We start from the raw sequence: 12,903 nt of genomic DNA on the forward strand, positions 1-12,903 counted from the left end.
ATGGAAGATCCCCAAAACAATCGTATTATTCCTGTGAGGATTGTGGCTGGAATTGCCACTGTTTTAATTGCTGTGGGTGCAGGGATAACCTGGTGGACATTAACCTCTCGTTCTCCCAAAGAACCCGTGATTTCTTCCCCCAATACAAGCTCACCCAGTCCATTCGTTTCTCCTTCCCCATCCCTAAACATTGAACAAACCGTTTCCCTGTATTGGGTGGAGGAGCAAAACGGTAAATCGGTTATTGTGCCACAACCGATACAAATTCAAGCTCAAAATCAACCCACCGCATTGTTAACTGTTACCTTTGAACGATTATTAACAGGTTCTCCTAATAACGACCCATCGAGTGAAATTCCCAAAGGAACAACACTCTTAAAGTTAACCACGAATAACGATAATATTTATGTTGACTTATCCCCCGAATTCACCCAAGGGGGGGGAAGTGCATCAATGATCGGACGCTTAGGCCAAGTGGTGTATACGGCTACGACCCTCAATCCTAATAGTCAAGTATGGCTGTCCGTTGGCGGGAAACCCTTAACGGTGTTAGGGGGAGAAGGGTTAGAAATTCCGCAACCGATCACCCGTGCTATTTTTGAGCAAGAATTTTTGGCGACTCCTTAGTCGGGTTTAATTCGCATTAAAGGTTGACCATATTCAACTGGGGAACCATTTTGAATTAAAATTTCCATGACTTGGCCAGAAAATTCTGCTTCAATTTCATTCATCAATTTCATCGCTTCAATAATACAAACGGTCTGACCTATTGAAATGCGATCGCCGGTTTCCACAAAAGGCGGTTCATCGGGTGCTGGAGACCGATAAAAGGTTCCCACCATGGGGGAAGTAATTTCAACCCACTTTGATTCAACCGACGGGGGTGGAGACGTTGTAGAGGGTGTTGGAGGGGATGCAGAAGGTGTTCTACCAACGGAATCAAAGACCGTGGGAACCACCGGAGACGATACCAACTGTGAATTCCCGCCTACACCTGTTAAGAGTGTCTCAACGGGTGGCAGAGCATGAGAAATCAGCGAAGTTTGTTTGCGAACAGTCAGTTCAAAATCTGCGCTTTTGAGTGTTAGCTCTGAAATATTGGTTTTATCGAGATCAGCCAGCAGTTCACGAAGCTGGTTCAAATCTAGTTGCACAGTTGGTATGTCTCCCCTAAATTTGCAGTCTATCAAGATTTGAGTTGGTTGGGTTGGTTGACAACCAATCCCCCAACATCCTAAACCCCTTGTTGTTTTGTGTCAGTTGGACACCGTTGAATCTCAAATGATGGTTCCAAAGTCTTTATTCTCGACCTTGATAAGTGTCCGTCCGGGTATCAATCCGAATGCGTTCTCCTTTGGCAATAAATAAGGGAACCATGACTTGAGCACCTGTTTCCACAATAGCGGGTTTTGTACCCCCTGTGGCGGTATCTCCTTTGACTCCGGGATCAGTTTCAATCACTTCTAAGGTGACAGAGTTAGGCAGTTCCACTTCCAGAATCTGAGTTCCCCAGCGAACCACGTTAACTTTCATTTCTTCTTTAAGATATTTAACGCGATCACCAATTTCAGCGGCACTCAAGCGACCTTCTTCGTAGGTTTCCATATCCATAAAGACGTATTCTTCCCCATCTTTATAGGTGTGTTGCATTTCGCTTTTTTCCAGAATCGCTTGAGGAACAGTCTCTCCCGCCCTGAAAGTGCGCTCTACTACGTTACCTGTTTTTGCATTTTTGAGTTTGGTTCGCACAAAAGCAGACCCTTTTCCGGGCTTAACGTGGAGGAACTCGACGACACGCCAAACGGATTCATCTAATACAATTGTGACACCTGTGCGAAAGTCGTTACTGGAAATCATGCAAGCTAATACCTGGGCAGAATAATCGGCATCTTATTTTACCCCTCAATGGGGAACAGAGGATGAATTTTTTCCGGTGAGGGTTGACTGAAATAATGGCAAGATGAGTAAAGAGAACAAACGTTAAGATTTATGTTGCATTTGTCCAATTCCATGAGAAACACCTATAAACATTGGTTGAGAACAAGTTTGGTGGCTGTACTGCTGTTTACCCTGTCGGTGGGTTTGAGTGCCGCTTGGTGGGATGGGGGGAGCCAACCCAAACGAGAAAGTATTTTGCCTCAAGGGAATGCGATTACGAATGGTTCGGCGTTGCTCCGTTATGCCCTTCCCATTGACAACGAAGCGGTGAGAAAATTGCAAGGGAGTTTAGAAGCCATTGCCTCTCAACTGCGAGGCAAACGTTGGAATAATGTCAATAGTGATGTCACGGCGGCATCCCGAGTTTTAACCACCAAAGAAACAGAACTCTTGGCCAATATTCCAGAGGAAGGTCAACCCCAAGCTCAAGCTTTCATTGACCAATTAAAACAAGACCTTGATACCCTGCGTTCTGCGGTTGAAGTCAAAGACGCAACAACGGTGTTAGAAACACGGGGAAAAATGTTAGACACCGTTGGCAAATTAGAAGAATTAATGGTACAGGAATTTCCCTTTGAAGTTCCAGCAGAATATTCTAATTTACCTCAACTTAAAGGTCGAGCTACGGTTGAAATCCAAACGAATAAAGGCGACTTAACCGTTGTTGTGGATGGTTATAGTGCTCCGATTACGGCGGGTAATTTTGTGGACTTAGTGGAACGGGGATTTTATAATAATTTAAAATTCATCCGTTCAGAAGAATCCTATGCCTTACAAGTGGGAGATCCTGACGGTCCTGAAGACGGTTTTATTGATCCGAAAACTGGAAAATATCGAGGAATTCCTTTAGAAATTTTGGTTCAAGGAGAAAAAGAACCGATTTATAATACGACCTTTGAAGAATCCGGTCGTTATCAAGAGCATCCGGTTCTGCCTTTTTCTGCTTTTGGAACCGTTGCTTTAGCTCGTCCAGAAGCGATTCTGGATGGGGGGTCTTCTCAAATTTTCTTCTTCCTATTTGAACCGGAATTAACTCCAGCAGGACTTAATTTATTAGATGGTCGTTATGCTGTCTTTGGATATGTCACTGAAGGAAAAGAAGTGTTAGAACAACTCCGTAAAGGAGATGTGATTGAATCTGCCAAAGTGATTCAAGGCATTGAAAATTTGGTTGAACCTGCTTAATTAAGCTAAATATTAACAGTTAACCGTTGACTCTATTGTTAACTGTTAATATTTATTTTATTCTACTCTAATATCTTTTTAATTATGGCTATCTTTGAATTAATTTCTATTGCTGGATTGGGTGTATTAGTTACTTTATTGATTGTTAATATCGGAAATAATCGGGAACAACAACGACAATTAGATTCTGCATTTTATCGGTTAATTGCGGCTCAAAATGGTCGAGTGTCCTTAATTCAACTGTCTGCGTTAGCCGGAGTAAGTGCAGAAGTGACTCAAAAATATTTAGATCATCAAGTGCAAGTTTTTGCCGCGTTTCCTGAAATTGATGATGAAGGAAATACGTTTTATCGATTCCCAAAACTACGTTTACCCCCCCGTTTAGAGCGAGAATGGTAAGTCAATCAGGAGTAATAATCTTATTACTCCTTTAACCCGGTTTTAAAGGTTTAACTGTCAGAATTAAGGGGTTCTAGGGAGTGATTGGAGGCTGAGTTTAACGGTTTAGAAACAACCGGGTTAATCACTTGAGGTTGAGCATGATTTTGACTGAGGGTTTCAATGGTTTCTGCCACATCAATTCCCGTTGTTTGTTTTAATTCTGCTAAAAACGCTGCTAATTTTGTAGCACTTCCTCCCTGGGTACTATTGACAACGGTAACATTATCCACTGCCACTTCAGGAACCGTTGCTACCATTGTTTTTAATAACACTTCTAATTTTTGATAAAGGAAAATCTCTCTGGCATTTGAACCCGCTAATTTCCAAGATTCAGCTAATCGTTTGGTAGCTTCCGCTTGGGCTTTTCCTGCTTCTAATATTTGAGAGGCATTTCCTTTTGCTTCCGCTATTGCTCGTTTACATTGAGCTTCTGCGGGTGCAACAACATCCGCTTGTAACTGTTGTTCAACTTGCTTAATTCGCGCTTTTTGAACTAACACTTCCGCTTGGGTTTTGGCAACCTGGGAAGCCGTTTCTGATTCCGATTCTGCAATCACAGCCTGTCGTTTTGTCATGGCATCTTTCACCCGACGTTCGGCTTCAGCTTTAGCAACTTCAATATCTGTTTCTAACTTTTTCAAGGAAGTATTTTTCTGGTTTTCTGCGGTTTGAATAATAGATTCTGCATGGGCTTTAGCTTCTGCAATTCGAGCATCTCGGAATAAATCAGCCCGTTGTTTGCGACCAATAGAATCTAAATATCCAACTTCATCAAAGATATTCTGAACTTGTAAGGTATCTAACACTAATCCCAATTTTTCTAAATCATCTTCTGCTTCTTCTAATAAACTTTTTGCAAAAGCTAATTTATCTCCATTCACCTGTTCAGGGGTTAAACTGGCTAACACCCCGCGCAAATTTCCTTCTAAGGTTTCTTTGGCGAGTTGTTCAATTTCTTTACGACTTTTACCTAATAATCGTTCAATGGCATTGTGAATCGTGGGTTCTTCCCCAGCAATTTTAATATTAGCAACGCCTTCAACGGTTAACGGAATCCCCCCTTTAGAATAGGCATTCGACACTTTTAACTCAATAATCATATTGGTTAAATCCATGCGAAAAGCGTGTTCTAATAAAGGAATTCTAATGCTACTCCCCCCTTTAACTAAACGATAACCCACATCTTGTCCCCCTTCAACGGGGCGACGACTTCCGGCAAAAATTAACACTTCACTGGGTTGACAAATATAATAAAGGTTACGAATCACCAAAAATCCAGCCCCAGTTCCTAATCCTAAAACTCCTAATAAAGCAATAATAATTTCCATGTTTAAAATCTCCTAAAATCGGTTGTTGCACTCAAGTGTTAGTTGTTAAGCTTTAGCCCAAAAACAAGGTTTATTTTCTTGATAATTTAACGCCTAATGTTTGTTCAACCGTCTCTAAAAATTGTCGGAAAATTTCAGGATAAGCATTGACAACACCCGCAATAGATTTACCATCCCCACTATCGATAACATTAATTTTTTGTAAGTCTACACGAGTGGGAACTTTAGCCGCTTCGTTGAGAATCATTTCAATTTGTTGTAAATAAAATAATTCCGACGCATCTGAACCGGTTTCCTGCCAAATTTGATTTAATAAATCCGTAACCGTTGCTGCGGCTAAGGCATTTTCTGTTAAGGATGCGGCTTCTCCTCTGGCTTTTAATTCCTGCGCTTGACGTTGAGCTTCTGCGGGTAAAACTTCATCCGCTTCTAACCGTAACCGTTCTAATTCTGCCCTAACAGTTTGTAATAATTGTTCGGCTTTTGCCCTGGCTTCTTTCGCAGCAGCAGTGGTTCTTTCTTCTTCTGAACGCGCTTGTTGTTCGAGTTCTGCTTTAATTTTTCTCAGTTCATTTTCTTTCTGTAAAACCACCGTTTGCGCCTGGGTTTTTGCTACTTCCGCTTGGCGGCGACAGTCCGCTTCAATTTGTTCAGCTTCCGCTACGGCATTTGATTCGGCAATTTCCGCATCTCGAACAATTAAGGCAATTTGACGGCGACCAATGGAGTTTAAATAATCCACATCATCGGAGACACTTTGAATTTTTAAAGTATCTAATTGTAGACCTAATTTTGATAAATCCCTTGAGACATCTTCGGCAATGCGTTCGGCAAATTGTAAGCGATCTTCATTTAATTGTTCTGGGGTTAAGGTTCCTACAACCCCCCGTAAATTCCCTTCTAAGGTTTCTTTGGCAACACGAGAAATTTCTGAACGATCTCGATCTAAAAAACGTTCAATAGCATTTCCTACAATTGCTCGATCATTGGAGATTTTAACATTAGCGATCGCTTGAATATTTAAAGGCGTTCCTCCTTTAGAATAAGCATTTTTCACTTCCACCCGCACGGGCATGGTGCGTAAATCCATTGTTTTAACCGTTTCAATAATCGGAATACACATTGTGCGTCCGCCAAAAATCACTCGATATCCGACTTCCTGACCTTCTTTATTACGACGTTTGCGACCGGATAAAATTAAAATCTCATTAGGTTTACAAATTTGCAAAAATGTATTCAGAAACCACAGGAAAATAATCACCCCAAAAATTGATAAGGCGATGGGTAAAGCCGTCCCAATACTACTAGAAGAGGAATCAGAGGACTGATCAGGAGTGGAGGCTTGGGCAACTTCTGTAATGACCGATGAATTATGAAGTTTGGGGATAGAATCCTGCATAATGTTTCCTCCAATTAATAAGATGAATTCTGAGCAGGTTTAGGGTCTATGATCTGTTGTACATCTTTCTGGATCTAAACCTTAATTTTTTAATTTGAGTTTAATAATTTTTCAGGAATTACTAAAACTTTATTATGACTTCTTCCGATCACAAAAGCTTGATCTCCTTTTTCAAACTGATGAAGTTCTTCTGTGATGGCAACCACATCAACCATTGAGTCTTTTAAATAAAGTCGGACTTTGCCTTTGCAGGTTTGATCAAAGGGAATTTCAACGGTTCCCCATAATCCGATCAGATCTTCAGATAAAATTAAACTATTGGCTTGTTGTTGATGCAGTCGTCTTAAAATTCCTACCATTGCGGTTCCAAAACTCACCCCAACCCCTAAAGAAATTGCCAAAATTAAGCTAGAGGAAAGCAGAAGATTAAGTTTTGTTAAAAGAAATCCAGTTAACCCAAAAAAACAACTGCCAAACGTCCAAAATCGTAAACTGAAAATGGGACACCCAAATGCGAATTTGCTCTTTTGAGGGGTTTTGTAGGGGGTGAGGGTGTCTGCATTCTGGGGGGGGTTAGATAGATCGACATCTAGCTCAAAATGGCTATCAAAATCTACTCCATCCAGTCCAGCAAAGGCTGATAAAATCACAAAACCTCCACCTACCGTCAGACAAAATAGATATATTGTCAGCATCATGGCAGTTCTTAGTTGAGAATAACCCTTGAGATGCTTCTATTGTGGCAAATTTTTTGAGTAATGCCACTTTTATTGTTAAGAAAGTTTGAGTTTTGATGCAAAAAAAGTTACAACTCTTGATAGAAATTCATGTTTAAAAGCGATCAAGATTTAGTATAATTACTTACTAAATTCAGCTATCCTAATTTTACGGATTAATTGAGGCTCACAAAGGATTGCTCTGTCAATAGGATAAACCTATCTTTTTTTCTTTAGAAAGCAGTAGATTCCGCCCTGCTTTCTCCCCATCCGCGAGATGGGGTCTTTAGCGGTTTGTTAAGCTATGAACACTGATTTTATTAACGAATACCAAAAACAGTTAGTGAATTGGCAAAAACAACTGTTTGACACTTGGCTAGAAAATCTCAAAGCCGCACCTAATACCCTGAATGCTCAAGAAGCCTATGAAAAAACCCTAAGCTATCAAGAAGAACTGGTACAAACAAGCTTCAAAGTTCAAGAAATGACGAACAAAGCAGTTATGGAATCTCAAAAACAATTTTGGGATAATTATTTTGAATTCATGAAAAAAGCTCCCACTCCAACCGCTTAATCCCTTCTCTAACTCCTCCTGATCAGGTAGGGGCGGGGTTCTCCCGCCCGTACAAATTGCCCGTACAAATGTTGTGATCAGGGAGTCAAAGACTTAGGAGAGGTCAAAACAATTAAACCTAACCGTCTTGATTTATTTGAGTGATTAATTTCTGTAAAATTTGAGGAGCTTGGTCATTAGCTACTTGACAAGTTCCAGCATTTTGATGACCGCCTCCGCCATATTTTAACATCAACTCTCCGATATTAGTTTTAGAGGTTTTATTGAAAATCGATTTACCAACAGCAAACACAGTATTTTGTTGTTTTACACCCCATAAAACATGAATGGAAATATTGCACTCAGGGAATAAAGCGTAAATCATGAATCGATTTCCGGCATAAATAATCTCTTGATTGCGTAAATCTAAAACTACTAAATTTCCATGAACTTGAGAACAGCGTTGAAGTTGTTCCTTAAAATTTTCCTCATGTTCAAAATAAATTTCAACCCGTTCTTTCACATCGGGCAATTGTAAAATATCAGAAATGGGATGAGTTTTACAATAATCAATTAACTCCATCATGAGTTGATAATTAGAAATCCGAAAATCCCGAAACCGTCCTAAGCCTGTCCGAGCATCCATGAGAAAATTTAATAACACCCAACCTTCAGGATTTAAGACTTCTTCTTGATTAAATTGGGCAGAATCTCCTTGATCAACTGCCTCCATCATTTCTGAGGAAATATTGGGAAATTTGTCTTTTCCTCCATAATAATTGTATAAAACTCTAGCTGCTGAAGGAGCATTGGGATCGATAATATAATTATTCTTAATCTCTGGATTACGAATTGTTTCGCTTAAATGATGATCAAAGGCAAGATGCACCCCTTCAACATAAGGTAAATTTGTGGTAATGTCCTTATTTGTAATTTCAATTTTGCCATCCTGCATATCTTTAGGATGGACAAATTTAATCTCATCAATAATATCTAAATCTTTTAAAAGCACTGCACAAACTAAACCATCAAAATCACTGCGGGTGACAAGTCTATATTTCTCAGTCATTGTTTTTTCCTGGGGATTGATAATTTAATAGGATATTATACTCTTCAATTTTAGAGCCAAATAAGCTTCTGTTTCTATCAGACACAAAGGTTTTGCCATTTTGCCTTCAAGTCGGAATCATCGCCGAACCAAGAGGAGCTAAAAACCCAACTCAAATGGCAAAATCTTAAAATATTATAGGCATCTGAATCCTAAATTGATGATATCGGATAGCGTGGTAAAATTCTGACTTTCCTGAAACCTGTATGAAATTTCAGACGACTCTTGCAACCATCCTCTTGTCTGTGAGCATTCTGGGTACAGCGTCCCCCGTGAAAGCCGACACTGTACAAGCTCGTTGTGATGTTTATCCTAAAGGAGAAGATCAAGTTTCTTCTTCTGGACTGTGTACCTTTTCTCAGCGTCAAGGGGTTGTTGGGATTCAACTTCAAAATGGTAAACGCTACGACCTTACCCCCGTCGGAGATGAACCCGGTAATTATATAGATCAGGATGGTCAAGCCGCCTATCGTCAAGAAGGTTTAGGAGATCAAGGACAAATTTATCGGTTAGCCCAGGAGTCAATTTATGTTTATTGGGATACCGCACCTTATTAAAATCAATGTAAAACAAAAATTAGATAAGTACAGAAAACAATCAGAAATTCCTCAATCTTTGTGCTGAAATAATCCCCTTTTTTTAGGGGGATTATTATTGTTAACCTGCGTCAGAATCTAAGGTTTTTATGGTTAAAACTTGGGGGGGTGTCGCATCAGGGGGATAAATCAACTCCACATCCACAGAACGAGATCCTCCTGGGGGTAAATTTAAAGTAATTAATGATTCCCCTTGCTGTCCTTGACGTTGGACTAAGTGAAAATAACGCTGTTGAGTTTGTCCCAAATCATCAGCGTATGTAAACCGAACAGTTCCCCGAAAAAAGACTTGTCCTTCGGGACGGTCAATAAAGGTTAATCGATTAGAAGCGACATTTTGTTTAAACGGAGTTTGAATTAATAAACTGACCCGTTGAGGTTGGGGCGTGGGGTTGTATAACGGTAAGGTAAGGTGATACTGTACACCATAATTTCCATGAGCACGAATGGCCGTATCAGGATAACGAGCTAATAAAGGGGCGCTTTGAATTTGTTGAGTCCCTAACGTGGCTGTTGCTACGGTACTGAGTGGGTAGGAAAAAGCATATCCCCGATAGGGAATGGTTAAAACATTCATCCCTGGACGGTCTACCACTGTCCCTCTCCATTGGGAACCCACTGACACCCCCGCAACACGACCATAAACTTTTTCGCCACTATAGACATTTTCCTGTAAGGTCGGAATCACATCCCTCGGTTCTGCAAGTCTTCCTATATTTAATAAATCCTGCCATTGTCCTAAACCTGTCATTTGTAGCGAAGAAACCGGGGATATCGGTAAACCTGGGAGATTAGGAAGGGAAGGAAAACGGGTGGAAGTGCCAAACCGAACCAAATTGGCTAAATGCACTGGGCCATCACTTTGTAACCGCAGGTACGTTGAACGAGCACTGGCCGTTGGAATGGGTAAACTAAATAACATCTGGGTTTGTTGGGGGCCAATCCTAATTTGTTCTGCAAAGGTGCGTTGATGTCTTCCCCGCAAAATATCTCCCGCCAACCGTGACCCTGGCCCTGAAAACACCTGTCCTTGGGGGTCTTCCACGGTTGGGGGAAGTTCCCGAAAGGGAGCATCTGGTGAGGTGACATAACTCAGACCTTGCAGAATATTCAAGGTAACGGGTTGAGAACTCGGATTATAAATTAACACTCCTTGATATAAGGTTTGCTGTTTATTAATCGGACGAGCAATATGATGGGAAAAAAAGTCAAACTGTCCACTAATGGGAAGATTGAGGTGAGCATTGGGGAATTTTTTGGCTGTTGGTGGAAAAGTCGATAATAATATCCCTTCTGCTTTTACGACTTCAGGACTATTACTATTAAAAACGGGTATTTCATTTAATTGTCCGGGTAAAGGTCGAATTTCCTGGCTTTGGGTAAGATATCGTCTCCCAGAGGTTGGCGGTGGAATCGTAATCACATCAGCTAAAAATAACGTCGGAACTAAAGGAAACATAAACAATAACTGAATCTCAGAAATCGCAAATTTCAGGCTGTTTTTAAGATTGCTTTTTTAGAGAACATTTGTCAACCCTTTGGATCTAAAATTCTAACAATTATACTACAAAATGCAATAGAGTCAGTTTAAATCAATTGTACAACTGCTGTGAAATCTAATTAATTGATTGTAGGGGCGAAACCAATAATAACTTTAGACTCAGAAATTAGTCGTATTAATGGAAACAAACTAACCGTCTTGGCGGTTGCTATCAATAAGTTTCCATACAAAAAGTCCCCTGATGATTGAAAGGGGGACTTTTTGTAAATCTCAACCTAACTTAACAATAAGTTGAATTAATCTTTTGTCCATTCTGTGTGGAAGAATTCACCCCTGGGTTTATCAGTGCGTTCATAGGTATGAGCACCAAAATAATCCCGTTGAGCTTGAGTTAAATTCAAAGGTAAAGTAGCTCGTCGATAACTATCAAAATAGTCTAGGGACGCACTAAAAGCGGGAACCGGAATTCCAAATTGATTCGCAAGCACTAACACTTCCCGCCAAGCATCTTGACGATCTAAAATCGTCTGTTTAAATTCCGGCGCTAATAATAAATTCGGTAAGCTGGGATTTTCGTTGAATGCCTCTTTAATTTTATTCAAAAATCCGGCTCGAATAATACAGCCTCCTTTCCAAATTCGCGCCATCTCACCGAGATTCAAATTATATTTATATTCTTGAGATGCCTTACTTAAGAGTGCCATTCCTTGAGCATAGGAACAAATTTTAGAACAGTACAACGCATCTCGAATTTTATTCACTAAACTAGAGACATCGCCGTCATATTTTAATGTTGGCCCCGGTAATTCTTTAGAAGCAGCCATCCGTTCATCTTTGTAGGATGAAATAATGCGACTATTGACCGCCGCAATAATCGTTGGAATTGAAACTCCTAACTCTAACGCACTCATTACCGTCCAACGTCCGGTTCCTTTTTGTCCAGCAGAATCTAAGATTAAATCCACTAACGGTAAACCCGTTTCAGGGTCAACCTTTTTGAAAATATCTGCGGTAATTTCTATTAAAAATGAATTCAGTTCTTCGGTGGTATTCCATTCTCCAAACACTTCATGCAGTTGATTCGCATTGAGTCCAGCGATATTTTTAAGTAGGTCATAGGCTTCTGCAATTAACTGCATATCCCCATATTCAATGCCATTATGCACCATTTTAACGTAGTGACCTGCTCCCCCTGGCCCAATAAAAGTCACGCAGGGGCCGTCATCCACTTGGGCGGCAATTTTCGTTAAAATTGGTTCTAATTCTTTATAGGATGCTTCTGTGCCCCCTGGCATTAAACTTGGCCCCCAGAGAGCGCCTTCTTCGCCCCCACTGACTCCCATCCCGACAAACCCTAAACCCGTAGCTTCTAGTTCTTTTGTGCGGCGTTCGGTATCTTCATACAGGGAGTTACCCCCATCGATAATCATGTCATCTTGATCGAGTAACGGTTTGAGTTGATCAATAACGGCATCAACGGGTTTACCCGCTTTTACCATCACCAAAATGCGGCGCGGACGTTCTAAAGATTGGACAAATTCTTCCAGGGTATAAGCTGCTTTGACATTTTTTCCCTGGGCCCGTTGCTGCATAAACTCATCGGTTTTAGCACCTGTGCGGTTATAAACTGCGATCGGAAACCCATTGCGCTCGACGTTGAGCGCCAGGTTTTCACCCATGACGGCTAGACCAATTACACCAAATTTTTGCAGTGTCATAGTGTTTTATTGACTGTAATATTGTGGGTTAGTAAGTGCAGTAATCTTCTTACCTTAGCGTTGATTTTACTAAGTGTATAATTTAAGCCAGATTTTTTAAAGATTCATACACAAAATGTGAGTGCAGCTTGATGGAACCAATGGAAGAATTACAGTATCTTGCCACTTGGGTTAAGGAACAACACGCCCAAGAATACATTCTAACCTGGTTATTAACTCAACCTGGTGTCTGGTGGTCAAATGGGGAAGTTTACCAAGCGGCTTTAGAAAAATCAGGTAAACGGCTTCAAGAATTTGTCAAGAAAAGTAAACAGGGAGATTTGTTTCAAGGGATTACCGATAAAATTGTCAGTGATGAAAGTTGGGATCAAATTGCCGAAAGTTTAGCTCGGTTAATCGCTATTTATCAGGAAGAATTGG

14 protein-coding genes are annotated in these 12,903 nt (G+C 40.5%); 6 read left to right on the forward strand and 8 right to left on the reverse strand.

Annotation, left to right across the window (positions count from 1 at the left end):
* Positions 1-627: GerMN domain-containing protein (locus tag ACKPEB_RS02530; protein ID WP_408963214.1), on the forward strand; the 627-nt coding region annotated here is incomplete at its 5' end.
* On the opposite strand, the gene accB is transcribed toward ACKPEB_RS02530, so the two are convergent.
* A complete protein-coding gene (accB, locus tag ACKPEB_RS02535) occupies positions 624-1,154 on the reverse strand; it encodes an acetyl-CoA carboxylase biotin carboxyl carrier protein (RefSeq protein WP_408963215.1) in 531 nt (176 codons plus the stop codon). The two genes, ACKPEB_RS02530 and accB, sit on opposite strands and share 4 nt — an antisense overlap.
* A gap of 145 nt (positions 1,155-1,299) precedes the next feature.
* The gene (gene efp / locus ACKPEB_RS02540) at positions 1,300-1,857 is read right to left on the reverse strand and encodes an elongation factor P (RefSeq protein ID WP_408963216.1); all 558 of its coding nucleotides are present in this window, start codon (positions 1,855-1,857) and stop codon (positions 1,300-1,302) included.
* Positions 1,858-1,989: 132 nt separating this feature from the next.
* Here efp and ACKPEB_RS02545 point away from each other — a divergent pair, with 132 nt between their 5' ends.
* Together ACKPEB_RS02545 and ACKPEB_RS02550 are read left to right on the forward strand one after the other, a co-directional pair.
* Positions 1,990-3,123: a peptidylprolyl isomerase gene (locus tag ACKPEB_RS02545; RefSeq protein WP_408963217.1), complete on the forward strand. Its 1,134-nt coding sequence runs from the start codon at positions 1,990-1,992 to the stop codon at positions 3,121-3,123.
* 84 nt (positions 3,124-3,207) lie between these two features.
* The gene (locus ACKPEB_RS02550; RefSeq protein ID WP_408963219.1) at positions 3,208-3,522 is read left to right on the forward strand and encodes a hypothetical protein; all 315 of its coding nucleotides are present in this window, start codon (positions 3,208-3,210) and stop codon (positions 3,520-3,522) included.
* A gap of 50 nt (positions 3,523-3,572) precedes the next feature.
* On the opposite strand, the gene ACKPEB_RS02555 is transcribed toward ACKPEB_RS02550, so the two are convergent.
* From ACKPEB_RS02555 to ACKPEB_RS02565, 3 genes are all read right to left on the reverse strand, one after another.
* Complete coding sequence (locus ACKPEB_RS02555) at positions 3,573-4,892, reverse strand: flotillin family protein (RefSeq protein ID WP_408963220.1); 1,320 nt, start codon at positions 4,890-4,892, stop codon at positions 3,573-3,575.
* Positions 4,893-4,962: 70 nt separating this feature from the next.
* Entirely contained in the window at positions 4,963-6,291 is a 1,329-nt protein-coding gene (locus ACKPEB_RS02560) for a flotillin family protein (RefSeq protein ID WP_408963221.1), read from the reverse strand.
* Between the two features lie 89 nt (positions 6,292-6,380).
* A complete protein-coding gene (locus ACKPEB_RS02565; RefSeq protein ID WP_408963222.1) occupies positions 6,381-6,989 on the reverse strand; it encodes an NfeD-like protein in 609 nt (202 codons plus the stop codon).
* Positions 6,990-7,311: 322 nt separating this feature from the next.
* On the opposite strand from ACKPEB_RS02565, the gene ACKPEB_RS02570 reads away from it, so the two are divergent.
* Positions 7,312-7,581, forward strand: a complete 270-nt coding sequence (locus tag ACKPEB_RS02570; RefSeq protein ID WP_408963223.1) for a thylakoid-associated protein — start codon at positions 7,312-7,314, stop codon at positions 7,579-7,581.
* 118 nt (positions 7,582-7,699) lie between these two features.
* On the opposite strand, the gene ACKPEB_RS02575 is transcribed toward ACKPEB_RS02570, so the two are convergent.
* On the reverse strand, positions 7,700-8,629 hold the full coding sequence (locus ACKPEB_RS02575) for an exopolyphosphatase (protein WP_408963224.1): 930 nt from the start codon (positions 8,627-8,629) through the stop codon (positions 7,700-7,702).
* Positions 8,630-8,874: 245 nt separating this feature from the next.
* Here ACKPEB_RS02575 and ACKPEB_RS02580 point away from each other — a divergent pair, with 245 nt between their 5' ends.
* Positions 8,875-9,225, forward strand: a complete 351-nt coding sequence (locus ACKPEB_RS02580) for a hypothetical protein (protein ID WP_408969642.1) — start codon at positions 8,875-8,877, stop codon at positions 9,223-9,225.
* Between the two features lie 100 nt (positions 9,226-9,325).
* On the opposite strand, the gene ACKPEB_RS02585 is transcribed toward ACKPEB_RS02580, so the two are convergent.
* Together ACKPEB_RS02585 and gnd are read right to left on the reverse strand one after the other, a co-directional pair.
* Positions 9,326-10,723 (reverse strand): DUF3370 domain-containing protein, encoded by a 1,398-nt coding sequence (locus tag ACKPEB_RS02585; protein WP_408963226.1) that lies wholly within the window; start codon positions 10,721-10,723, stop codon positions 9,326-9,328.
* Positions 10,724-11,061: 338 nt separating this feature from the next.
* Positions 11,062-12,483, reverse strand: coding sequence for a decarboxylating NADP(+)-dependent phosphogluconate dehydrogenase (gene gnd / locus ACKPEB_RS02590; RefSeq protein WP_408963227.1), 1,422 nt, complete (start codon positions 12,481-12,483; stop codon positions 11,062-11,064).
* 140 nt (positions 12,484-12,623) lie between these two features.
* On the opposite strand from gnd, the gene ACKPEB_RS02595 reads away from it, so the two are divergent.
* The coding region (locus ACKPEB_RS02595; protein WP_408963228.1) for a hypothetical protein at positions 12,624-12,903 on the forward strand (280 nt) is incomplete at its 3' end.

This window comes from Planktothrix sp., from assembly GCF_046067725.1.
GTDB lineage: Bacteria > Cyanobacteriota > Cyanobacteriia > Cyanobacteriales > Microcoleaceae > Planktothrix.

Bases quoted from the DNA above. Each gene is read 5' to 3' on its own strand.
- efp (WP_408963216.1), bottom strand. From the start codon at position 1,857: ATGATTTCCAGTAACGACTTTCGCACAGGTGTCACAATTGTATTAGAT.
- ACKPEB_RS02545 (WP_408963217.1), top strand. From the start codon at position 1,990: ATGTTGCATTTGTCCAATTCCATGAGAAACACCTATAAACATTGGTTG.
- ACKPEB_RS02550 (WP_408963219.1), top strand. From the start codon at position 3,208: ATGGCTATCTTTGAATTAATTTCTATTGCTGGATTGGGTGTATTAGTT.
- ACKPEB_RS02555 (WP_408963220.1), bottom strand. From the start codon at position 4,892: ATGGAAATTATTATTGCTTTATTAGGAGTTTTAGGATTAGGAACTGGG.
- ACKPEB_RS02560 (WP_408963221.1), bottom strand. From the start codon at position 6,291: ATGCAGGATTCTATCCCCAAACTTCATAATTCATCGGTCATTACAGAA.
- ACKPEB_RS02565 (WP_408963222.1), bottom strand. From the start codon at position 6,989: ATGATGCTGACAATATATCTATTTTGTCTGACGGTAGGTGGAGGTTTT.
- ACKPEB_RS02570 (WP_408963223.1), top strand. From the start codon at position 7,312: ATGAACACTGATTTTATTAACGAATACCAAAAACAGTTAGTGAATTGG.
- ACKPEB_RS02575 (WP_408963224.1), bottom strand. From the start codon at position 8,629: ATGACTGAGAAATATAGACTTGTCACCCGCAGTGATTTTGATGGTTTA.
- ACKPEB_RS02580 (WP_408969642.1), top strand. From the start codon at position 8,875: ATGAAATTTCAGACGACTCTTGCAACCATCCTCTTGTCTGTGAGCATT.
- ACKPEB_RS02585 (WP_408963226.1), bottom strand. From the start codon at position 10,723: ATGTTTCCTTTAGTTCCGACGTTATTTTTAGCTGATGTGATTACGATT.
- gnd (WP_408963227.1), bottom strand. From the start codon at position 12,483: ATGACACTGCAAAAATTTGGTGTAATTGGTCTAGCCGTCATGGGTGAA.